The 23,179-nt window shown below is 39.3% G+C and carries 26 protein-coding genes; 1 reads left to right on the plus strand and 25 read right to left on the minus strand.

What is annotated here, in order from left to right; all coding sequences use genetic code 11:
• Window positions 1-48: 48 nt before the first annotated feature.
• The 4 genes from ftsX to M2369_RS05515 form a co-directional block, all read right to left on the minus strand.
• Window positions 49-939, minus strand: a complete 891-nt coding sequence (ftsX, locus tag M2369_RS05500) for a permease-like cell division protein FtsX (RefSeq protein WP_025208057.1) — start codon at window positions 937-939, stop codon at window positions 49-51.
• On the minus strand, window positions 932-1,618 hold the full coding sequence (ftsE, locus tag M2369_RS05505; RefSeq protein ID WP_008348229.1) for a cell division ATP-binding protein FtsE: 687 nt from the start codon (window positions 1,616-1,618) through the stop codon (window positions 932-934). The genes ftsX and ftsE overlap by 8 nt, the downstream gene beginning before the upstream one ends.
• 382 nt (window positions 1,619-2,000) lie before the next feature.
• On the minus strand, window positions 2,001-2,330 hold the full coding sequence (cccB, locus tag M2369_RS05510; protein ID WP_007500002.1) for a cytochrome c551: 330 nt from the start codon (window positions 2,328-2,330) through the stop codon (window positions 2,001-2,003).
• Between the two features lie 48 nt (window positions 2,331-2,378).
• Window positions 2,379-3,227 carry a YitT family protein gene (locus M2369_RS05515; RefSeq protein WP_041091479.1) on the minus strand — a complete coding sequence of 283 codons (849 nt, stop codon included), beginning with the start codon at window positions 3,225-3,227 and terminating at the stop codon, window positions 2,379-2,381.
• A 189-nt stretch (window positions 3,228-3,416) separates the two neighbouring features.
• Between M2369_RS05515 and M2369_RS05520 the strand changes: the two genes are divergently transcribed.
• Window positions 3,417-4,151, plus strand: coding sequence for an alpha/beta family hydrolase (locus M2369_RS05520; RefSeq protein WP_041507837.1), 735 nt, complete (start codon window positions 3,417-3,419; stop codon window positions 4,149-4,151).
• A gap of 17 nt (window positions 4,152-4,168) precedes the next feature.
• Here the strand turns inward: M2369_RS05520 and M2369_RS05525 are convergent, their stop codons facing one another.
• The 21 genes from M2369_RS05525 to M2369_RS05625 all read right to left on the minus strand — a co-directional run bounded on the left by M2369_RS05525 (window position 4,169) and on the right by M2369_RS05625 (window position 23,135).
• On the minus strand, window positions 4,169-5,962 hold the full coding sequence (locus tag M2369_RS05525) for a M3 family oligoendopeptidase (RefSeq protein ID WP_017368134.1): 1,794 nt from the start codon (window positions 5,960-5,962) through the stop codon (window positions 4,169-4,171).
• A gap of 124 nt (window positions 5,963-6,086) precedes the next feature.
• Window positions 6,087-7,188 (minus strand): peptide chain release factor 2 gene (gene prfB / locus M2369_RS05530; RefSeq protein WP_096881918.1). Its coding sequence is split into 2 segments (ribosomal slippage): window positions 6,087-7,115 and window positions 7,117-7,188, totalling 1,101 coding nucleotides; the frame shifts between segments, so codons are not numbered across the junction.
• 67 nt (window positions 7,189-7,255) lie between these two features.
• Window positions 7,256-9,781 carry a preprotein translocase subunit SecA gene (secA, locus tag M2369_RS05535; RefSeq protein ID WP_035701569.1) on the minus strand — a complete coding sequence of 842 codons (2,526 nt, stop codon included), beginning with the start codon at window positions 9,779-9,781 and terminating at the stop codon, window positions 7,256-7,258.
• A 198-nt stretch (window positions 9,782-9,979) separates the two neighbouring features.
• Window positions 9,980-10,543: a ribosome hibernation-promoting factor, HPF/YfiA family gene (gene hpf / locus M2369_RS05540; protein WP_007499992.1), complete on the minus strand. Its 564-nt coding sequence runs from the start codon at window positions 10,541-10,543 to the stop codon at window positions 9,980-9,982.
• A 189-nt stretch (window positions 10,544-10,732) separates the two neighbouring features.
• Entirely contained in the window at window positions 10,733-12,418 is a 1,686-nt protein-coding gene (locus M2369_RS05545) for a methyl-accepting chemotaxis protein (protein ID WP_024719234.1), read from the minus strand.
• A gap of 33 nt (window positions 12,419-12,451) precedes the next feature.
• Entirely contained in the window at window positions 12,452-12,832 is a 381-nt protein-coding gene (locus tag M2369_RS05550) for a DUF8042 domain-containing protein (protein ID WP_008348244.1), read from the minus strand.
• Window positions 12,833-12,845: 13 nt separating this feature from the next.
• Complete coding sequence (gene fliT, locus M2369_RS05555) at window positions 12,846-13,187, minus strand: flagellar protein FliT (RefSeq protein WP_008348246.1); 342 nt, start codon at window positions 13,185-13,187, stop codon at window positions 12,846-12,848.
• Window positions 13,184-13,588 carry a flagellar export chaperone FliS gene (gene fliS, locus M2369_RS05560; RefSeq protein ID WP_008348247.1) on the minus strand — a complete coding sequence of 135 codons (405 nt, stop codon included), beginning with the start codon at window positions 13,586-13,588 and terminating at the stop codon, window positions 13,184-13,186. The genes fliT and fliS overlap by 4 nt, the downstream gene beginning before the upstream one ends.
• 17 nt (window positions 13,589-13,605) lie before the next feature.
• On the minus strand, window positions 13,606-15,120 hold the full coding sequence (locus M2369_RS05565; RefSeq protein ID WP_041507838.1) for a flagellar hook-associated protein 2: 1,515 nt from the start codon (window positions 15,118-15,120) through the stop codon (window positions 13,606-13,608).
• Between the two features lie 17 nt (window positions 15,121-15,137).
• Window positions 15,138-15,479: a flagellar protein FlaG gene (gene flaG, locus M2369_RS05570; protein ID WP_007499987.1), complete on the minus strand. Its 342-nt coding sequence runs from the start codon at window positions 15,477-15,479 to the stop codon at window positions 15,138-15,140.
• Between the two features lie 153 nt (window positions 15,480-15,632).
• Window positions 15,633-15,857, minus strand: a complete 225-nt coding sequence (csrA, locus tag M2369_RS05575) for a carbon storage regulator CsrA (RefSeq protein ID WP_008348252.1) — start codon at window positions 15,855-15,857, stop codon at window positions 15,633-15,635.
• On the minus strand, window positions 15,851-16,285 hold the full coding sequence (gene fliW / locus M2369_RS05580) for a flagellar assembly protein FliW (RefSeq protein WP_259253538.1): 435 nt from the start codon (window positions 16,283-16,285) through the stop codon (window positions 15,851-15,853). The genes csrA and fliW overlap by 7 nt, the downstream gene beginning before the upstream one ends.
• 28 nt (window positions 16,286-16,313) lie before the next feature.
• Window positions 16,314-16,892, minus strand: coding sequence for a DUF6470 family protein (locus M2369_RS05585; protein WP_041091473.1), 579 nt, complete (start codon window positions 16,890-16,892; stop codon window positions 16,314-16,316).
• A gap of 46 nt (window positions 16,893-16,938) precedes the next feature.
• Complete coding sequence (flgL, locus tag M2369_RS05590; protein WP_008348257.1) at window positions 16,939-17,850, minus strand: flagellar hook-associated protein FlgL; 912 nt, start codon at window positions 17,848-17,850, stop codon at window positions 16,939-16,941.
• 8 nt (window positions 17,851-17,858) lie between these two features.
• Window positions 17,859-19,379, minus strand: coding sequence for a flagellar hook-associated protein FlgK (gene flgK, locus M2369_RS05595; RefSeq protein ID WP_024719239.1), 1,521 nt, complete (start codon window positions 19,377-19,379; stop codon window positions 17,859-17,861).
• Between the two features lie 15 nt (window positions 19,380-19,394).
• Window positions 19,395-19,877 (minus strand): flagellar protein FlgN, encoded by a 483-nt coding sequence (locus tag M2369_RS05600; protein ID WP_041507839.1) that lies wholly within the window; start codon window positions 19,875-19,877, stop codon window positions 19,395-19,397.
• Between the two features lie 18 nt (window positions 19,878-19,895).
• Window positions 19,896-20,159 carry a flagellar biosynthesis anti-sigma factor FlgM gene (gene flgM, locus M2369_RS05605; RefSeq protein ID WP_003213252.1) on the minus strand — a complete coding sequence of 88 codons (264 nt, stop codon included), beginning with the start codon at window positions 20,157-20,159 and terminating at the stop codon, window positions 19,896-19,898.
• A gap of 79 nt (window positions 20,160-20,238) precedes the next feature.
• Window positions 20,239-20,658 (minus strand): TIGR03826 family flagellar region protein, encoded by a 420-nt coding sequence (locus M2369_RS05610; RefSeq protein WP_017357864.1) that lies wholly within the window; start codon window positions 20,656-20,658, stop codon window positions 20,239-20,241.
• 56 nt (window positions 20,659-20,714) lie between these two features.
• Window positions 20,715-21,437, minus strand: a complete 723-nt coding sequence (locus M2369_RS05615) for a ComFC family protein (RefSeq protein WP_259253539.1) — start codon at window positions 21,435-21,437, stop codon at window positions 20,715-20,717.
• Complete coding sequence (gene comFB, locus M2369_RS05620; protein ID WP_008348267.1) at window positions 21,398-21,691, minus strand: late competence protein ComFB; 294 nt, start codon at window positions 21,689-21,691, stop codon at window positions 21,398-21,400. The genes M2369_RS05615 and comFB overlap by 40 nt, the downstream gene beginning before the upstream one ends.
• A 64-nt stretch (window positions 21,692-21,755) precedes the next feature.
• Complete coding sequence (locus M2369_RS05625; protein ID WP_159160162.1) at window positions 21,756-23,135, minus strand: ATP-dependent helicase ComFA; 1,380 nt, start codon at window positions 23,133-23,135, stop codon at window positions 21,756-21,758.
• Window positions 23,136-23,179 lie beyond the last annotated feature (44 nt).

Consider the following 23,179-nt stretch of genomic DNA (forward strand, 5'->3'; position numbering starts at 1 on the left):
TCACACCTTCTATAGAATCTTCGAGTGCTGCCATCAATATAAATAGATTTATACTTTCAAGAATTTACGGATGGACGTTAAACTTCCCCACACACCGATAATGGCACCGATCAATAGAAGGATCAGTGATACTTGATAGACAAACGGATTGTATGGAAGCATTGAAATAAATGAACCTTGTACCCTTGGCGCCACCCAGCCGACAGCATAATGATATGTGCCAAGCAATACAGCGATTGGTATAATCGAGCCAAATACACCAAGTAGTAATCCTTCGATGAAGAACGGCCAGCGGATAAACCAGTTCGTTGCACCTACTAGTTTCATAATCTCAATTTCTTTACGTCTAGCAAAAATCGTAATTTTGATCGTATTGGAAATCAAGAACATCGCTGTAAATAAAAGCCCAATAATAAGTGCGATGCCGACATTACGCGCCACTCCGACAACATTAAAGAGTCGGCTGACCTCTTCTTTTCCATAAGTGACTTTATACGTCCCTTTTAGGTTTTCTAATTTCTTCGCTACTTTTGGTGTATCGTGAGGATCTGTTGTTTTCACAATAAACGCATCATTTAATGGGTTTTCTTGATCAACCAGTCCCATAGATTGTCCATTTTCACCAAAGCTTTTAATGAGTGCTTTTAGTTCATCATCCTTGGATGAGTATTTCACATCACTGATTTCAGGAATCTTCTCAATTTCTGCTTTTAATTCATCCTGCTGCTTTTGATTCGCAGTTAAATCGATGAGAACTTTTACTTCTACTTCTTTCTCAGCGTTCGATGCCATGTTATTCAAGTTGAGCATAATGACAAGAAAAACCCCAACTAAAATCAAAGTGACAGTGACCGCACTAATTGATGCAAATGTCATCCACGTGTTTCTTCCAAGTGAACGGAAGCTCTCACGTAAATGCCGCGAGAGAGTTTTAATCATAAATTCCGTACTCCCCTCTTGCTTCGTCACGCACAATCATTCCATCTTCGATTGCAATGACGCGTTTCTTCATGCTGTTTACAATCTCTTTGTTGTGTGTCGCCATGACGACTGTTGTTCCGCGGTTATTAATCTCTTCGAGTGTCTTCATGATTTCCCATGAAGTATCTGGATCAAGGTTTCCTGTCGGTTCGTCTGCAATGACAACCTCAGGATGATTGACGATCGAACGAGCGATCGATACACGCTGCTGTTCACCGCCGGAAAGCTGATCTGGAAATTGACGAGCTTTGTGCTTTAATTGCACCAAATCAAGTACCTCAAGCACTTTTTTCTTAATAATACTTGGCTGTTCACCAATGACTTCAAGAGCAAATGCCACGTTCTCAAAGACCGTGAGACTTGGAAGCAGTTTGAAATCTTGGAATACTACGCCAATTTCTCTTCTCACATAAGGAATTTCTTTTTCCTTCATCGAGCCTAAATCTTTGTTATTAATTAAGATTTTCCCTTTTGTTGGCTTCTCTTCACGATACATCATTTTAATGAACGTGGATTTACCAGCACCACTGGGACCAACAACATACACAAACTCTCCTGGATGGATAGAGACATTGATTCCATTGATCGCCTTTACACCATTAGGATAGATCTTATAGACTTCCTTCATTTCAATCATGTAATCACCTAATCTTTTCTTATTCGCTGTCAAACAGCTTATCATGATGTTCTGACACTTCTCGTCAAAAAACGTTATGTATGGTCACGCACATACCCTTCGATACGCACAAGCAATTTATGTCCTTTTCATCCAAAAAGATGAAAAAATTGAATCGTCTAAATTTCAACAACTCCAATTATACGTCATGAATCGACGCAATGGTATTACATTTATATTTCAAAACTTATAAATAAAAGGTAAATAGAGCAATCAAAACCGAAAAACGTGTCTTTTTACCCTTATTTTTTAAATAAAATTTAATATAATACGTTTTCATACTATCCAAAAGTCTTTTTCTACAAATAGAAAATAAAAAAACCTTGTCGATTAGACAAAGGTTTTATTTTTTCTCTGCAAGCCATTTGGCGACTTCTTTTGCTTGTTTTTCATCTACCATTCCGCTTGGCATAGATCCTTTACCGTTCTGGGCAATATCTGCAATTTGGCTTTCATTATATTTCTTCCCGACTTCTTTCAGGCTTGGGCCGCCTCCGCCAGATAAGTCTTTTCCATGACAGCCAATACAGTTTTGCTGATAAATCTCTTCACCACTGCTCACATTTGAAGCACTTTTACTGCCTTCTTTGTCACTGCTGCTTGAATTTCCTCCACAGGCCGCAAGTACAAAAAGCATAGCGACAAAAAGAAGCGTTAATCCGCTCTTTTTCATGTATTTCCCTCCCTTACAATCATTTGGTCAACGTTATTATATCCTTGTTTACGCCCTTTTAAAACCCTCACCAAGCACCTCTTTTGCATCCATGACGATGACAAACGCTGATGCATCGATCGCTTTTACCACTTGTTTCAACTTTGTGAATTGTGACTGCCCTACCACACACATTAAAATAGGCCGGTCATGGTCGGTGTACCCACCTACTGCTGAAATCTTCGTTACACCACGATCAATTTGATCAAACACCGCCTGTCTGACCTCATCCTCATGGTCCGTAATAATCATGGCCATCTTCGAGTGACTAAAGCCAGCCTGAACCACATCAATCGTCTTACTAGAAATGAACACTCCGATCACAGCGTACAGTCCTTCTTCAATCCCAAAAACAGTCATGGCCGCCAAAACAATCAAACCGTCCATCATCGCTAAACAAGTACCTAACGTCAGCCCTGTATATTTATTGATGATTTTGGCCGCAAGTGCCGTTCCTCCCGTTGAACCATTACCGAGGAAAACGAGCCCAATTCCGATCCCAATCACTACACCGCCAAATATTGCGGCGAGCAGTGCTTCATGGGTGACAGGAGCAATGTGTCTTGTTAAGAACACCATTAAAGGTAAAAAGACAGAACCAACGAGCGTTTTTACCCCAAATGTTCCACCTAATAAATAAAAGCCTGCAATAAAGAGCGGAATATTGAGACCCCATTGTACATATGCAGCTTCAAAACCGAATGACTGCATAATGGTACTGATTCCGCTCACACCGCCAGCAGCAATCTGATTTGGTAATAATAACGTATTAAAGCCAACCGCCACGATGGCTGATCCTATTAAAATGAGTACATAATTTTTCACTTCAATCCAAAGTTGAGAATGTTCCTGCTTCATGTCTTTCTTCCTCCGTTACTTCTGAATGCACACCTATTTTAAGCCCTCTCATTCAGATTGTAAATAACAGCCAAATGCAGTGCTAATGGATTAATACTTTATCACACAGCCGGATCAGCGTACTTGCCGTTTGGCAGAAGAGTAAATGATGGTATATTTAATATGTACATGAGAAAGAAGGGACATACGATGAAGAAAATACTGAAGGTCACCGGTATTACATTACTTGCACTCATCATCTTAGCTTTTGGTGCTTTCTATACATGGAGCCGCTTTACATATGGACCATCGGAAGCGTTAAAAAAGCAGATGAAGATTGAGCAGGTCGATCATAAAAATGGGGTATATTCATTTGAAGCATCAAAAAGCGATACTGGCATCATTCTATATCCTGGGGCAAAAGTTGAACCTCTTGCTTATGCCTATCTAGGGAATGCGCTGATGAAGAAAGGCTATTCGGTCTTTATCCCAGACATGCCATTTTCCTTCGCGATTTTTAATACGAAGAAGGCAGAGGATATCCTCAAAAGTCATCCAGCCATCAAGCATTGGTACATTGGCGGACATTCGCTAGGCGGGACAGCTGCCGCTATGTATGCAGAGAAAAATCAAAGCAAGCTGGACGGCCTCTTTTTCCTTGCCTCCTATCCTGCATCAGATGATTTGAAACAGGCTTCCTTGCAAGTATTATCTATTTCAGGCGAAAAAGATGGGCTGGCGACACAAGAAAAAATCAAAAAATCGAAAAAACAGCTACCTTCTCAAACGGTGTACCATGAGATAAAAGGCGGTAATCATGCTCAATTTGGCATGTATGGCAAACAAAAAGGGGATCAGCCTGCAGATATTCCAGTCCTCACGCAACAAAAAGACATCGTTCAGACGATGCTGGAATGGTTAAAACCAGCAAAAAAGCTCCCGTAATGGGAGCTTTTCATTTTTTATGCCTTCGTCGCTTCTAAAAACTCTTCAGCATCTGCCACAGCCAGTGAAATGGCCTCTTCCCAAAATGCTTTTTGAGTCAGGTCGACACCTAGGTGCTTATATGCCAAATCTTCTACAGTCATTGACGCTGTATCTTTTAATAGCGCAATATATTTCTCTTCAAATGATGCCCCGGCTTGCAATGCTTTCGCGTAAATACCTAGCGAGAACATGTACCCGAAGGTGTAAGGGAAGTTATAAAACGGGACCCCTGTAATATGGAAATGCAGTTTAGACGCCCAGAAATGCGGATGGTATTCATCTAAAGAGTCACCAAAGGCTTCCTTCTGTGCTTCTACCATCAACTCATTCAAGCGGTCAGCTGGCACTTCTCCTTGTTTGCGCTCTTCATAAAAACGTTGTTCAAATAAGAAGCGTGATTGAATATTCATAAAGAATGCCACACTGCGCTGCAGCTTATCCTCTAGCAAACTGAGACGCTCTTCTTCATTGGCCGCCTCTTTTAATGAAGCATCTGCCACAATCATTTCTGCGAATGTCGACGCAGTTTCAGCTACATTCATCGCATATTTACGATTTAACATCCGAACATCCTGCATGACTTCCTGATGGAACGAATGACCAAGCTCATGTGCTAGTGTCGCTACATTGGATGGAGTCCCTGAGAAAGTCATAAAAATACGTGATTCTCCGCTATCAGGGAAATTCGTACAGAAACCGCCCACTCGTTTGTTTGGGCGATTCTCAGCTTCTACCCAGCGTTCATTAAAAGCTTTTTCAGTAAAAGCAGCAAGCTCTTTTCCAAACCCTGCGAAATGCTTGATAATAAAAGCGGCTGCGTCTTGATAAGAATAGGTTTTTGTCTCACTTCCAATAGGCGCTCCCACATCAAACCAGCTTAGTTTATCAACCCCAAGCATGTCAGCTTTACGTTGTAAATAATCAATGAATGGCTGTTTATGTTCATCAATGACAGACCACATTGTATCGAGCGTCTCTTGTTTCATCCGGCAAATATCAAGGGGCTCTTTTAATATATGATCCCATCCTCTTGCTTCATATACTTGTAGACGAAAACCAGCGAGATGATTGAGTGTGCTTGCAAACAAATGTTCATCCTGTGTCCATGCATGTTCTAAATTATGATACACGGCTTTTCTTACTTCACGATCTGAATCATCCATCGCATTTTCTGCTTGGCCTACAGAGATCATTTGTGTTTCACCATTTTGCTCAAATGGAATGGTAATTTTGTTCACCAAGCTAGAATAAAGTTCATCCCACGCATGATACCCATCTACTGCTAGTTTTTGAATGAGTGTTTCCTGTTCAACAGGCAGCTGATCTTTCACATGTTCTCTTCGTTCATTTAATATGTAACGAACATCTGAAAAAGCGGCTGAATCCATTAATTCTTCCCACTGGCTAGTAGGAATCTCAGCAAGTGATTGATCAAACCCTGCTAGAATGGTTCCTAATTCAGCTTCCAGCTTGGCAATAGACCCTCGGAGACTGCCCGCCTTCATATCCTTTGTATTTTGAGATTGTAGACAGGATACAAATGAACCTGCTTGCGCTAGTTTTTTATATGTGATTTCATACGTTTCAAGGACAGCTGTTAACTTTTTTTCAATTTGTGTATCTTCTTTTGAAAAGGCATCTACCTTTTGTCGTAACTCATCTAATAGCTGCTGAATGTTTTGCAGGTATGTCTTAAATTCTGGTGAAGAACTGCCTCCTTTAAAAAAGGCATCTAAATCCCACGTCTCTTGTAATGGTTTTAATCCCAAATTATTTCCCCCTTTAATTGCTAATTTCATCATACAAAGGATATAGAGTCAGTATGGCATATGTATTCCTTTATATTCATTATATTTTCTCACAATAAAAAAAACCCGGCAAGAAGCCGAGTTTTTATGATAATTTTGAACGTAAATACGCATCGATAAAGGAATCTAAATCTCCATCCATCACCGCTTGAACATTTCCCATCTCCGTGTTGGTACGATGGTCTTTCACAAGAGAATATGGGTGGAAAACATATGAGCGAATTTGGCTTCCCCAGCCAATTTCTTTCTGTTCTCCTCTGATTTCATCCAATTCCGCCTGCTGTTCTTCGATCCGTTTTTGATAAAGCTTAGATTTCAGCATTTTCATTGCACGTTCTCTGTTTTTGATTTGGGATCTTTCCGTTTGGCACGTCACGACGACATTTGTTGGGATGTGTGTGATACGAACCGCAGAGTCCGTCGTATTGACGTGCTGACCCCCTGCACCACTTGCACGATACGTATCCACCTTAATATCCTCTGTACGAATATCGATATCAATTTCTTCATTAAATTCTGGCATGACATCACAGGAAACGAAAGAGGTGTGTCTACGGCCAGATGAATCAAATGGAGAAATACGGACTAAACGATGGACACCTTTTTCTGCTTTTAAGTAACCGTAAGCGTTATGTCCTTTAATCAGTAATGTCACAGACTTAATTCCCGCTTCATCACCAGGAAGGTAATCAAGTGTTTCGACCTTAAAGCCTCTGCGCTCTGCCCAGCGAGTGTACATTCTGAGTAGCATAGAACCCCAGTCCTGTGATTCAGTACCACCTGCACCTGGGTGAAGCTCAAGAATGGCATTGTTTTTATCATAAGGTTCGCTTAAAAGAAGCTGTAGCTCAAATTCATTAAACTGCTTCGTTAAGTTCTTCAGCTCTTTTTCAAGCTCTGCATGAAGCTCCTCGTCATAATCTTCCTTTAATAAGTCATGTGTCATTTGTAGTTCTTCATGCGATTCACTGAGTTCATGATAGGAGTTCACAGAATCCTTTAGTGCATTGGCTTCATTGATTACCCCTTGAGCCTTTTGCTGATCGTTCCAAAAATCAGCCTCTGACATCGTCGCTTCAAGCTCTGCGATTTTGACTTCTTTTGTTTCTAGGTCAAAGAGACCCCCTAAAATCAGCTAGCCTGCTAGCCATATTTTCAAGCTCTTGTCTAATTTCTACTAATTCCATATCCTTCACCTCATAGATGTATGGGGGCTGACATGAATAGAAAGAGGTTTTCACCTCTTTCCATTACTTATTCTGTCTTCCCATGACAATTTTTATATTTCTTGCCGCTTCCGCAGTGACACGGTGAGTTTCTTCCGATATCCACCACTTTACGCACCGGCTTTTTCTTCACTGTTTTCTCCTCATCGCCTTCTTGAGGTTGATGAGCAGTTGTTTGTCCTTGAACGACTTCTTCACGTTCTAGGTTGTTTTGGATTTCTGATTTTAGCACATATTTAGCGACGTCATCTTCAATTGAAGCGACCATATGCTCAAACATCGCAAAACCTTCCATTTGATACTCACGAAGCGGATTGGTTTGTGCATATGCACGTAAATGGATTCCTTGACGCAGCTGATCCATTGCATCGATATGATCCATCCACTTAGAATCTACTGCACGAAGAACGATGACTTTTTCAAATTCACGCATTTGTTCATCGCCAAATGTCTCTTCTTTTGCATCATATTTCTCTTTAATCCGCTCCATGATGAATTCGGTGATCTCATCTGCTTCTTTACCGAAGATATCTTTGACCGAAATGGCACCTTCATCTAAATAGTTCGTGTTGATTAATTCAACAAGACCATCCAGTTTCCATTCTTCTGGAAGTTCTTCTTTCGGCGTGTAAGATCCAACAGCCCGCTCAATAGACGATTGAATCATATTGATCACAATCGATTTCAAGTTATCAGAATCGATGACTTCAAAACGCTGTTTGTAAATAACTTCACGCTGTTGACGAAGAACATCATCATATTGCAGAAGCTGCTTACGGGAATCAAAGTTATTCCCCTCAACACGTTTTTGAGAAGATTCAACAGCTTTTGAGACCATTTTACTTTGAATTGGAGTAGAGTCATCCATACCGAAGCGATCAAGCATCGCCATTGTCCGCTCTGCGCCAAATCGGCGCATCAATTCATCTTCCATTGAGAGATAGAATTGAGTAATCCCTGGGTCTCCTTGACGACCAGAACGACCACGGAGCTGGTTATCGATACGGCGTGATTCATGACGCTCTGTCCCAATAACAGCAAGACCGCCTAGTTCTTTCACACCTTCGCCAAGCTTGATGTCTGTTCCACGTCCCGCCATGTTTGTCGCAATTGTGACGGCACCTTTTTGTCCAGCTTCCTCAATAATTTGTGCTTCACGCTCATGGTTTTTCGCGTTTAACACTTGATGAGGGATGCCTTTATTTTTAAGCAGTTTTGAAATCAATTCAGATGTCTCAACCGCAACAGTTCCGACAAGGACCGGCTGTCCTGTCATATAACGCTGTGCGACGTCTTCAGCTACTGCTTTAAATTTGCCATCCATTGTACGGTAAATTAAATCAGGTCTGTCATCACGCACAACCGGTTTATTGGTTGGGATTGTGACAACTTGCATATTGTAAATGTTACGGAATTCCTCTTCTTCCGTTTTCGCTGTACCTGTCATACCAGATAGCTTTTCATACATACGGAAATAGTTCTGGAACGTAATGGTTGCAAGTGTCATGCTTTCATTCTGCACTTCAAGACCTTCTTTTGCTTCAATGGCTTGGTGCAGACCTTCACTATAGCGGCGTCCTTTCATTAAACGTCCTGTGAAGGAGTCAACGATGACGACTTGACCATCTTCCACAACATAATCAACGTCTTTTTGCATCGCAACATGCGCCTTAAGAGCCTGCGCGATATGGTGGTTAAGAGCAACATGTTTGACATCAAACAAGTTCTCGATGCCAAATGCTTTTTCCGCCTTCGTCATTCCGCTTTCAGTCAGCTGTACACTTTTTGTTTTAATATCATAAGTGAAATCGTCTTCTATTTTTAACGTACGAACAAAGGCATTTGCTTGTACGTAAAGTTTCGTCGATTTTGCAGCTTGTCCAGAAATAATAAGAGGTGTTCTCGCTTCATCAATTAAGATGGAGTCAACTTCATCGATGACGGCATAATGAAGTGGTCTTTGAACCATTTGCTCTTTATACAGCACCATGTTATCTCGTAAATAATCAAAGCCAAGCTCATTGTTTGTTGAATACGTGATATCAGCAGCGTACGCTTCTCTTTTTTCATCTTTGTCTAAGCTGTTTAAGTTTAAGCCAACCGTTAAGCCAAGAAATTCAAAAATCTTGCCCATTTCCTCTGCATCACGACTTGCCAAATATTCGTTGACTGTCACAATGTGGACGCCTTTTCCAGAAAGAGCATTCAAATAAACAGGCATCGTTGATGTCAACGTTTTACCTTCACCTGTTTTCATCTCAGAGATATTCCCTTCATGTAGGGCAATCCCCCCCATGAGCTGCACCTTAAATGGGAACATTCCTGTCACGCGGCGGGAAGCCTCACGAACCGTTGCAAATGCTTCAACCAAAAGGTCGTCTACAGATTGTCCTTTTTCAAGTTTTTCTTTAAATTCGATCGTTTTATTTCGTAAAGCCTCGTCAGATAATTTCTCAAAATCTTGAGCGAGAGCTTCGATTTCATTTGCCTTTTTTTCATATCGGCTGATCGTACGTTTCGTAGGATCAAACACTTTGTTTAAGATTCCAAGCATATAATAACGCTCCTCTATTTCATGCAATTTTTCGGCATGTCCAAAAGTTTGACAGGTCCATATTTACCTGTATTTATCATACCATACCTTCCTTGATTTCCAAAGAATTTGCAATGATTTAGCACAAAAAACCCGCCCCTAATGAAGGGAGCGGGTTTACTTTTTTTAGGTCATTTTCGGATCAAAAGGAACGAATGATTAAGCGTTCGGCTCAATGAGTCCATATTTACCGTCATTTCGGCGGTATACCACATTGGTCAAATTTGTCTCAGCATTTGTGAAGACAAAGAAACTGTGACCTAACATGTTCATTTGGAGAATGGCCTCTTCGCTATCCATTGGTTTTAAATTGAAGCGTTTTTGTCTGACGATTTCTGTTTCATCAATCTCTTCGTCATCTTGAACTGCTACTTCGGACGCACCGTTTCCTCCAGCAAATAAATGCTTTTTCGCACCTTGCTCACGGAATTTACGGTTCACTTTCGTTTTATGTTTTCTAATTTGACGTTCTAATTTACTGGTTGCTAGGTCTACTGCATTGTACATATCCTCATTATGCACCTCTGCTCGAAGTGCTAGATCAGTCATTGGAATGGTAACCTCAACTTTAGATTCTTGATCGTTGTAAAATTTCAAGTTCACGTTGACTGAAGCATCAACATCTGACTCAAAATAACGCTCCAGCTTTCCAATTTTTTTCTCGACATGATCTCTTAGTGCAGGTGTTACTTCGATGTTTTCTCCTCGGACATTGTAATTCATGTAAAGAACGCCTCCTTTAAAATTAAGGATATGTAAACTTATTTCTACTTTTCCCTCCTTTTCTCCTGCTCAAACGTAAAAAAAATGTGAATTTTTATTGAAATTTGTCGAATCCTGCGGTGCTTCAGCTTTTACTTGATAGGTGATGAATATATATTCGATTAATTCTTGAAAAAGACCATCGCACTGTTAAATCTTGAAAGATGAAATAGATGTTTTCAGTGATTGAGACAAAGATTTTAAATCTTCCGCAGCTGCTTTCATTTCCTCATTCGCCGCTAGTGATTCTTCAACAGCCGCCGACATGTACTCTGTTTCCTGAGAATTTCGCTTGGCTCCTTCTTCTATCACACCAATTGTTTGAGAAATTTCTTCTGTGCTAGCTGAGATTTGCTCTGTCGTGGCAGAAAGCTCCTCTGCTTTCATCGAGATATCACGGATGGATTCCAGAATTTCTTGAAAACTCTGTTCAGACAATTGCGATACTTTCACACCTTCTGCTACATCTCGTTCCACTTTCGTCATAGATTGAGACGATCTTTCAGTATCTTTGTTCACGTTGGCGAGTAGCTGACTAATTTGATCAGTCAGCTGACTTGATTCTTCCGCCAGCTTTCTGACTTCATCTGCAACAACCGCAAAACCTCGTCCATGTTCCCCAGCCCTTGCTGCTTCAATGGCTGCGTTTAAAGCAAGTAAATTTGTTTGATCTGCAATGGCATGAATATTCCCCAGCAGGTCTTGAATGCCGGTAAACTGTACTTGTACATTGGCCATTGTAGAATGATGTTCATTCACAGATTCCTTAATAGAACTCATTTGTTTCACAAATTGTTGAATGAGGGATGCGCCCTCTTCAGCCTTTTCAGTCACTGAAATTGAGTGTCCCGAAACATCAGACGTATGTTCAGCCGCATTATGCATACCAGTCGAGACTTCTTGAATCGCCGAAGCTACTTTTCCTACTGCATCCGATTGTTCACGTGAAGCTTCACTGACCTGTTCAATCGAGCTAGACGTCTGTTCACTAGCCGAAATGGTTTGACTGATGGTTTCTTCAAATTGAGCAGCAGAATCAGCTAATTGCCTTGACCCGTTTTGCACCTGTAAGATGAGCTGACGCAAATGAGCTGTCATTTGGTTAAAAGCCGTACCGAGCTGGCCAATTTCATTTTTAGAGGTTACTTCAATTTCTTCAAGTGTGAGGTCACCATCTGCCATTCTTCTTGCTGCATGTGTGACAGAGACAATCGGTTTTGTCATACGATGAACAAACCTTGTGCCAATGACTAAAAAGCCGACTATAATCGCTGCGCTAACGAGAATAAGCGTCAGCAATAATTGGTTACTTTCTTCATTGAGCTGACTGATTTTTTGATCACGCTGTTTCAATTGTGTTTGAGCAAATTCTTTTGTAAAGGTATGTATTTCTTGTTCGATAGGTTGTAATTCTTGACTGAGGCGGGTGTTGAATTCTTTTTGATTTTGCATATTCAATGAATTAAATAATCGATTTGTTGAGGTGTAGTAAAGGTAATTTTTTTCGGAAATTTGATCTAACAGATTTTTTGCTTGTTTAACGGTGCTCATTTTTGATGCTTCAGCTGTTTTCTTATTGATTTCTTCATATGTTTGCTCAATCTTCTGTAAATTTTCAGCATCTTGAACAACCACATACGTTTTAATTTGTGCTTCCTGCTTTTGTAGCAGTGCCTCTAATTCCAGTGAGGTCTGGTACAGCTTTACTTCTTTGGTGAGGAGTGCTTTATACGATTGATCTGTTTTGTAATAGATAAAGCTAGAAAATCCTAAAATACTGACAAACAATACACATATGACAATAAGCCCAAATAAAAATTGATTTTTTAGTCTCATAAATTCCTCCGAATGGTCTGAATTGAACAAAAATTAATGAATGACATACGGCCTCATACAGGCATGTATTTCATCCATCCACTTTCTATATTCAGGTATAAAATATGATGTAAGGAATGACTGGAAGTGATTTGAAGGGAATGTATAGAAAGCTAGTATATCGAAACTTAAAAAAATTTGGTCAAACGATCGAATCGTCTTGGCAAAGTGCTCATTTTCAATAATCGAAAGCAGAAGCGGATGTGTTGTCTCTAAATGAAAGAAGGCATGGATCAGATCATTAAAGATCCGATCCCCTTCTGTTTTAGCGAAATCCTTCTCAATTTCATCTAAATATTTTAGACTCTCTTCTATCGTATATAGAAGGTCATAATATGTGGTTAATAAAATATAGTCATCTGAACGATACGCCACAGGTCTCACCTATTTATTTCCGTTTATCGTAGTATACGCCATCACTTGTCATGGGCTGATACGGATTTTGATAATTCAGCTGTTTTGTTTTCTTACGTTGAATGGCTTGAATATCTGCCTTGATCCCATTTTGAATCTCCGTTAATTGCTTGGCCATCAGTTGATCTGTTTGAATGATTTCTTTGATTTTCTCTTTTTCTTGAACGGAAAGCTCATGTTGAATGTCTCTCATTAGTTCGTCTCTCTCAACTAAAAAAGCATCAAAGTCTTCAACGAGTGTCTCACTTTGCGGGTTGGCCTCTATTTCCGCTGCCATTTTTAACGTTTGGTCGTGCAGTTGGTCCACAATACTCATAGAGATCCTCCAATAGAGTGGTGACGCCCTTTTCGATCGGTTTGAATGACTTCCTTCCAAGCATCTCGGAAATCAGTCACATATTGCTCTACTTCATTCAGGATCTCTTCGTCATTTTGCAGATTGGCTTCAATCAGTCTTCGATAGATGTAGTCATACATACTTGCCATGCTCTTTGATACATCATACGTACGATTTAAGGTGACATTTAATTCTTGGATGATGTTTTGAGCCTTTTTCAGGTTCAAGTTTCTCATTTCAGCATCTTCTTTTTGAATGCCATGCTTTGCTAGTCTAATAAACTTTAAGCATCCTTCATAAAGCATAAGCGTTAACTCGGCCGGTGTTGCGGTCTCAATAGAATTTTTCTGATAGGCGGCATAAGGGTTCTGAATTGCCATATGTTATAAACCTCCAATTATTGTCCAAGCAGTTGAGAAAGATAGCCAGATTGGTTGTTTAGCTTTTGAATCGCACTATCCATGGCGTTAAACTTTTTGTAGTAACGAGCTTCTACCATTTTTAAACGGTCTTGGAATGTGCTCATTCGTTGAGTCAAAGAATCAAGGTCCTTACCAAGTCCATATTCCTTTGATGCCATTGTTGTGCTACCAGCCTTTGTTTGAATGCTCTTTGAGAAGGCTGATAAGGAATTTTTGATACGATGAATGATTCCTTGTTCTTTATATTGCTGCTGCGCTTTATCTTTATCTTTTGAATCTACATTTAGCGAACCTGACATAAATATTTGACTAATCTTCTGTGGGTCTTCTTGAATGGCTTTTCTTAGTTTCGGTTCATCAATGACAAGCTTTCCGCCATCTTTATATTTATCTGAAGTGGCAATTCCGATTTGTGTCATGTGAATTTTATTCCCATCACTTGTCGTAATATCAACATAAAAATCACTTCTTAATTTAGATGCACCAGATCGTAAAATTGAATCACTTCTCAGCAAGCCTGACTTCGCAGTCGTTTCCCATAGCTCGACTTCTTTGTCAGACATGGCTTTTTTCTCTTCTGCTGTTAATGGATAGTAGTCTCTATTTCTTTTTTCATTGACTTTACCATTAATCTCTTCAACAAGTTCATTGTATTTATCAACGAATTGTTTGATTTTATCAAAGATGGCATCGACATCTGTTGAAACGTTCAAACTGACAGGCTTATCTGTTGTTCCTTTAAGTTCATATGTGATACCAGCCTGCGTGAAGGTATTATTGTTATTTTCCATTTTGAGACCATTAATTTCGTATTGCGCTTTCTGCCCTTGAGTAGTCGCAACTAATTTATTATCTCCATCCACTTGGAAGCCTAATTGCGTTAAAAATGAAGCAGAATTGCCATCCGCTGCCTTAATACTGACACCTTCACCAGTCGTACGGGAAGTCAGAGCGATTGTATCCACGTAGTTGGTCCCATCAAAGATTTGACCTTTATAAGCCGTGACACCTAGTTGAGCGTTGTTCAATTTTGACACGATTGTATCAAGGGTATCTTTATCAGTCGTATTAATGGTCACTGTTTTGGGTGTCGTAGAATCTGGTGTCGTCACCTCAAATGTGAACGTACCGTTTGCAGCAGTAAATCCAGATGTGCCAGAAGATTTGAATACGGAAGCTGTCGCTAGTTGAGTCACATTAATCGAGCCAGAGGTAGCATTTGTTGATCCAGTTGCTGTGACAGCAGATTCATTGGAGCTTGTGACCTTTTTTGCGCCATAAGTACTCGGATATGTTAAATTTAATTTGGCAATGAGATCATCTAATTCTTTGACCTTTGAATTGATCTCGCGGTAGCTGTCTCTTTGCCATTCAAGTGTTTGTTTCTGGCGTGTCATTTTATCAAGCGGTGCTTGCTCAGTTTTCATTAGCTTTGAGACGATTTCATCAATATCAAATACATTTGAAAATCCAGTAATTCGATTAACCATTGTTTTTCTCCCTTCAATTACATTCTTTTATCGACAAATAAACCGACAATCTCTGTCATTGCCGCATAGAAATCAAGCCATTCTTTGGAAGGAATCTCTCTAATGACTTCTTCGGTTTGGTTATCTACGACTTTGACATAATATTCATTGAGTTTTTCATGTAATTCAAATTGAAGATGAAATTGAGTAGGTTCAATCAGCTTATTTGCTCCTTGAAGCGTTTTCTCAATTTCTTCTTTTGAAACGACTTTTCCATTTGCTTGTAAATCAGTGTTTGCATTGTCATTTTGATGATTCGTAACACGGGTTTGAAATGCATCAATCAGTGGCTCTAGCGAAGTCAACTTACCAACAGACATAGTTATTCAGCTCCTGTGCTTTAATCTATCTTTTATATCGGCTTTGAATTATTAAATTAAATATAGATGGACCGATTTGTTAAAGTTTCATATAGATGGTGTACTTCTACGGTTTCACACGGAGGAGGATAGACAAATAGGATAAAAAAATCCTCACTTTTTTTGTGAGGATAATTGAGAAAGTAGATCAAAGGACAAGCTAGCAGCACGGCTGTTTTCTTCTTGAATAGACAGGTATACTTCCTTCCTGTGAATATCAATATGCTTAGGAGCCTCAATTCCGACTTTTACTTGGTCGCCTTCAATCGCAATAATTTTAACTTCAATATCGTCGCCTATTTGAATCGATTGATTTAATTTACGAGATAGAACTAACATGAGGAAGCCACCTCTAGCGAATGTTTTGTATGATAGGCTGAATCATGCAAAATGACCTGCTTGGCTTTCATGTTTTTCCGATTCACAATAATAGGCGCTCTTAAATTGGCTGTCGTTTTTTCAATAGAAGATCCCATTGTTAAAATAACCATGACTTCCACATCATTGGCATCTTCCACCCCAAGAATGTCTACAACCGATTCTTCTAAGTCAAATTCATATTGATTGAAGAACAAAAATGGGCTGCTGACAATAAAGCCTAGTTCTGCATTTTTCAAAGATTGAAGAACTAAAAATGGGGATTCTTCTGATAAAGGTAAAATGACAAATTGTTTTTGATCCAGAAATCCTGGTATCCCATTAGAGAAGTGAATGATTTGCTCCTCTTTAATCGTCACTTCTCCATGGTATTTTGTTTGAATGATCATAATTCACGACCTTTTTCATTTTTCTTAACTATACCTTATCACCATTTTGACCTGTTTCGTCAACTTCTATTTTTAATTCTGGGTATTGTAACATATCAATATGAACTTTACCTGGCTGGTAGTTAACAATTGGTTTATGAGGTGTTGCCTCTATAATAGCTTTTTGCGGCTCCACATCAATTTTAAGTTCAGATGGCTGATAGTGAATTTTTACACTAAAAAATGAAGGAATCACACCGATGTTGAATTGTTTTGCTGGAGGACTGCCGTTGATTTTCGCAAACTCAGCAATCGCATTCCCACCATTCTCGATCTTGATGAGTTCACTTCCTTCTTCCGCTCTACGCCCCATTCCTTCTCCAATCGCACGTTTCCCCTCAGCCGCCCATTCCTCTGAACGCCTAAAAATCGACTTAATATCCATATCGGCAAATGCCTCGGTTTGATCTATGGTTAATTTCGACGGTGTCCTTGTGATATTCATGACAGCTCTTGGCTGCTGAATGTCAAGATCCGCTCTTGGCTGCTCTACTTCTTGCTTGGAAGGGGTTGTCGACATTTGCAGCTTTGCATAAGTTTGCTCCATTAACAATCTAGGGATTTGCATAGGTTCACCTCCATGATGCAAAAAAGCACCCAACGGATGCTTTTTCTTATCTTAAGAAATCGACAAGGGATGGCTGAATCACTTTAGCTGTCGTCGCTAAAGCAGCTCTATTCACAGTCTCTTGTTGAAGAAGATCAAGAATGGCTTTTTCACTTTCTACATCTTCGGCATCTGATTTAGCCTTTTTCAGCACTTCAAATTGCGAAGTCAAACGGCTCCCGACTAAGTCGATACGATTGGATCTAGCCCCAAGATCTGAACGCTCAGCACTCATCACTTCTTTAAACTGATCGATATTTCCTAATGCATCATCTGAATTTGTAAACGTTCCATTTTTTAATGAGTTTTCTAAGTCAGTCAGCATTTCAATGACATTTTGACCACTGGCAGATTGCCCACCAAAAGCTGAAAGAGGATTTGAATTCACATTTAATGTGATTCCATCAGAAATGTTCGATTGAACCACGTTTGCATCTGTATAGTTTTCAAAGTTAAATGTAAACGTACCATCTGCATTCTCTACAACTGGTTTAACATTTGTATTCGTCCCATTAAAAACAAACTTACCTAACATCTGCGTGTTCATTGCATCAATGATTTGATTCTTCATCTGACCAATTTCTACCCCGATAGCAGCTAAATCTTCTGGCTGTTTTGTTCCATTGGCCGCATCGAGTACTTTATCTCGTATATTTGACATGATATCAATTATTTCAGTGACACTTGTTTCAGATGTATCAATCCAGTTTCGTGCCTCATTTAAATTAGTTTGGTATTGCTCATTTCGAAACATGGCTGTACTATACTGAAGACTTTTCACTGCTGCAACAGGATCATCAGACGTTTTTGTGAAACGTTTTCCAGACTGTGCCTGCTCATTAATTTTAGAGAGTTTTTCATAACTTTTACTAATATTTCGAAGTGAATTTTGAGAAATCATACTTTGCGTGACTCGCATCCGTTACCCTACCTTCCTACGACTCCCATGCCGTTTATTATTTTATCTAATACTTCGTCTTGCATCGTCATAATTCTTGCTGCTGCATTATACGCATGCTGAAATTGGATCATGTTCGTCATTTCTTCATCTATAGATACAGCACTAGTTGACATCCTGCGTTCATTGGCTGAATTCACAAGAGCTGCTGAACTGCTTTCAAGGGTCATGTTCTTTTTAGCTTGTATCCCCATTTCGGCAATGACATTCTGATAGTAATCCTGAATTGTTGTGGTATTTCCGCCGATTGGTAGCTTTAAGTTTTGAATATTAGCTAATTTCGTAGCATTCGAACCATCACCTTGCGTTTGATTAAGAGATGCAGCAATGTTATCTGTCGATGCTAAAATCACGTCACTCACTTTGATACGGGCTGCCAAGCCTTTATTCAAATCATTGTTATTCTCAATATCGAAAAAGTCTTGTCCACTTGTGCCATTTAACGTGTACCCTTGCTTATGGACATCGTTAAAAGCATCCATAAATACTTTTGCTACTTCATCCAGCTCAGCAAGCATATCCGGGTACATGCCTTTTTCAGCTCCATTAGACATGTAGCCATACGCCTCAACAAGTGCTTTTACTTTACCATTCACTTGTAATTGATCAGCTGCGATGGTTGTCGTTCCAAATTGGAGTGAGTTAACAAGTCCTGTCGTATTATCATAGGAAAGTTGCAATTCAGATTTTTCATTGGTAATGCCATTTAAAATTGTTCCAGCAGATTGTCCATTAGCACCGATAATATCGATGTTAACGGTTCCTTCAGCAATTTCCAGAGCATTTCCTCCAGAAGGGTTGTAGCTCACTTTAATATCAACAAGTGAGGAAAGCTGATCTATAAGAGCGTCTCGCGTATCATAAAGATCATTGGGAAGATAACCATTTGGCTCAACTGTTGCAATCTGTTTATTCACTTCATCAATTTGAGTTAATAGGGTGTTCACATTTTTTGCCGTTGAATCGAGTTCAGTTTTTAAATTCTTTTGTATCGTTGTTAAAGAAGAATTTAGCAGGCGGAATTGATCTACTAAAGCCTGAGCACTTGTCTTAACAACTGTACGGGCTGAAGCAGTATCAGCATTTTTCGATTCCGATAAGACTTGTAATGATTTCCAGAGGTTATCAAAGGCTCTATTCAAGCCTTCATCTGTCAAATCATTCATCACTCCTTCCATTTGTGAAAGAGCATCAGACTTCGTCGCATAATAAGACAAGTTATTGTTATGATCTCTATACTGAAGATCTAAAAAGCTGTCTCGAATTCTTTCAACAGTTCCAACTTGGACACCTGTCCCCATTTGGCCGTATGTCTTGCCATCATAAACAGAAATCACTGGGTAAGGATTCTCTGCTTTAAAGGTAACTCTCTGTCTTGAGTAGCCATCAGTATTTGCATTGGATACGTTGTTTGATGTGACATAAAGCCCTGCACGCTGGGCTGTGATTCCTCGTTTTGCCGTTTCTAGTCCCATGAATGTAGAACCCATAGATATCCTCCTTGTTTACGCCTTTGAATCAAACAAAGCCCTATGCTGTTTAGGCTTTGAACTCTCAAGACCATTTTGTCCGTAATTCATATTTTCTTTGTTAGGATTCACAAGATCGAATGTCAGTGAAATAAATTGAAGTGACTGCTGAATAAGCTGTTTGTTCAGTTCGTTTATATCTTTCAGTTCCACCATGATGTCATTCAGCTTCTCATATAACGAAATAAGCTCTTCTTGATCCGTTCCTGTAGCTTTTTCGATGCATGCGGTGATTGTCGGCGATTGATCACTTTGTAAAAATTGAACTGCTGCTTCAATCCGCTTTTCTTCTAATTGTGAAATGGCCTGAATATATTTTTGCTCAAGGTTCAGAACCTCTGAAAGAGCATCGATCTCATTATTTTTCAGCATTTCTGTTTTATTCTTAGACAGCTTTAGAAGCTGTTCATGTAATCCGTAGAGACGGTGCAGTTCTTCAATCATTATTTTTACTGACATTCACGCTACTCCCTTTTGTTATTGTTGTTTATAAAAATTCAACATTTTATCTGCAATGCCTTTTGTATCTACTTGATATGTTCCGGCTTCAATGCTTTTTTTAATTTGGTCTATTTTATCTTGACGTTCTTTCATGATATTCGGCACCTTTTGCATTTCGATTGCCTTTTTAGAAATTTCGACTTTGTCAGTTGATTTTGCTTGATTCGATTGCAACGTTTGTTTCTCATATGTTTTCTTGTAAGGATTTACTGGTTGTGTTCCATATCGATTAATTTTCACGGGATTCCTCTCGCTTTCCGTTACAGTCTGTCTTGATTCTATCCATTTTATCGACCAAACTGCAACTTAGTTTAGGGAATCAGTCGTTTTTAGGATTAATGGCATAATAGGTGTCTTTTTTCCTAGATTCAATCTCCCTTTTACGCTCTTCTTCTTGGTCCATTTGGCTGATTTGCGTCTTTATATCCTTTTCACAATGGCTACACAGCTTGTTTTTTCTGATCGGTTGGCCGCATCTTTCACAAGGATAATTGATATTCGGGAATTGACTAATTTGAAGTCTTTTCAAACGGATAAATTTCAGGATTAATTCTTCATCAACTTCTGTTGCGTCTACTATTTCAGCAATGGTTGATTGTCTATTACTTTGCTTACGCAAGAATTTATAAACGATATCAAAAGAACGTTCTTCTTCTTCAAAGCATTTGTTACAAACCGTTTGGATGGTGGTTTTTAAAAATAACTGATTACATTGTGGACAGTTTGCCAATTGATTCATAACCAAAACCCCTTACGTTATTTTCTTTTCTTAATATCGGTTGATTGTCATGATTTTTAACTACGAATCAACGTAAAAGAGGAAACACTTTTGGCGCCTGCATCTTTTAAAATTTTTGCTGCATGATAGACTGTCGCCCCAGTTGTATAAATATCATCGATTAATATGACATCCTTTAGAACGATCGGGTTTGACTGCCTTAATTGGAACAAATTCTGTTGATGTAAACGTTCATTTTTTCTTTTCTTAGACTGTTTACTTTGATGTACTTTTATAAGTGGCTCCAATATAGGTCCGCCAATCATGGAAGCAAGCATCATTGACTGATTGAATCCTCTTTCCTTTAATCTCTCTTTACTCAAAGGAATTGGGACAAGGACCGGTTCTTTGATTGAAAAAGAACGTTTAAACGCTGACTGTACATCTTTTTTAAATAGATCAGCTAAAGCCGTATCACCTCGAAATTTAAATCGAGCTAGAATATCTTTCATAAAGTCGTTGTAAGCATAAACAGACCGATTCATTACAAGAATCTCAGCAAAATCTCGTCGTTTATCCCACCTTGAACAATCCTGACACAATTGATCATTTGATTGCGCTCTTCCGCATTTGGGACAAGTAGGACCTTGAATCTTCATCAGGTGGTTCTTACATGCTACACATAAACGATCTTCATTTAATACTAGGAATGATTTCCATGTAAAAGCAGCCACAAAATGGCTCTCACAAATTGGACAAATCAACGCTTTTCTTTGTTCAACGGCAAATGATTTTCGCACCTTGGATATGTAGTGACCGTTGAAGCAGCTTCTGTCAGAATAACGAGCATCGCCGTATTTTTCTGTTTATCCACCATCTCGGATTTACTGTAGGATATTTTATCGATATCTGTTATATATTGCGGTTTCACTTGATTTAGAGAAATGGCTAATACATCTTCTATACATTTTTCACAATGACAAATCATGTTTAATTGGTTGAGATATTGATAGAGAATTTCTTTAAGTAGTATTTCTTTTGCGTTGAGTAGCATATTTTGTCTCTCCTGCCATTTGTGTTTTGTGAATATAATGTACCATGATTTAGTTGAACCCACACTATTTTTCAGAAAACTCTTCTTCAGCTGTATTATTCATTTTTACGATATGTTTCTTTGCTTGTTTCATACTTCTCGTTAAACCAAAATGAAAAAAGTACACGTCTCCGTTAAAAAAATCTGGATGTCTCCCTGCTCTACCAGAAATTTGGACAAGTGCACTTTCTGTAAAAATAGGAGATTCCGCACCTAATACGCCCACTTGAACATCTTGAATCGTAACGCCTCTTTCTAGAATAGTTGTTGTAACCAATACATCGTACCTATGATCTCTGAAATGCTGGACTTTTTGCTTCCTTTCTTGATCATCCGCAGAAACACCCTGTACATTTACATCTTGACCTTGAAGAATATGAGTTACCTTCTTCATAGTAGAAATAGAAGGAACAAAGAGTAACACTCTTTTTTTCTTTGTGATATGTTCATGCAGCCAGTTCATTGTAGATGCTGGAAGCCGATTTCTTTTTAATTTCTTTTTCCAATCTCCAACCCATTGAAATGTTGGTACAGGCAACGGTTTTTGGTGGAAGCGCAGAGGAATTTTGATCGCTTCTAATTGTCTACGAGCAACATCTTTTTGCATTTTTTTAGATGGTGTGGCACTTAAGTAAATTCTAACTCCTGTTTTTTTCATTGATTTTAAAACAGCAAACTGAAGCCGTTCATCCATTGAATAAGGAAAAGCATCGACTTCGTCTACAATGAGGACATCAAAGGCGTTTTTATATCTCATTAGCTGATGGGTTGTAGCGATCATAAGCGGTGCCATTTGAAACCTTTGAGAACTCCCACCATAAAGTGCAGCTATATTCAGTCCTTGAAATGCCTTTCTCATTCGAGGTTCAAGCTCCAGTACAACATCGGTTCTAGGCGTCGCAATACAAACACTCATTCCGTTATTTAGCGCATATTTTATTCCATGAAAAAGCACCTCCGTTTTCCCCGCACCACAAACAGCCCAAACGAGCAGATCAAATTTGTTTTGGATTGCTTCTACTAGCCTATCGGACGCTCTCTTTTGCCCTTTAGAAAGCTCTCCCTGCCATGTTAATTCAACTTGTCTTGTTTCTTTCTTTTGTGGACCCGTCCATTCGTAGAGAAAGCCACATTCGCTTACTTTTCCCAGCATGATGCAGGATCTACAGTATACACAGTCTTTTTTACATGTTTCACACGGAGAGAGGGCAAAGTAGCGCTTGTTTGATACACCGCACCGGCAGCAGATCAAACCACTCGCCAACCTATCGACAGCAGGTGTTCTATGGATAAATCCTTGATTCTCCAGCCACTCCAATTCGGACTGTGTACATTGACATTCAACAGGAAGAAGGTGCCTTGATTGTAGCTTGTGACTGAGTTCCATTGCTTTTTCCAGATTCAATTTCACGCACTACCTTTCCATTCATGTTGACCCATTATGTACAA

It is taken from the genome of Bacillus sp. JUb11, assembly GCF_024807925.1.
Taxonomy (GTDB): Bacteria; Bacillota; Bacilli; order Bacillales; family Bacillaceae; genus Bacillus; species Bacillus altitudinis.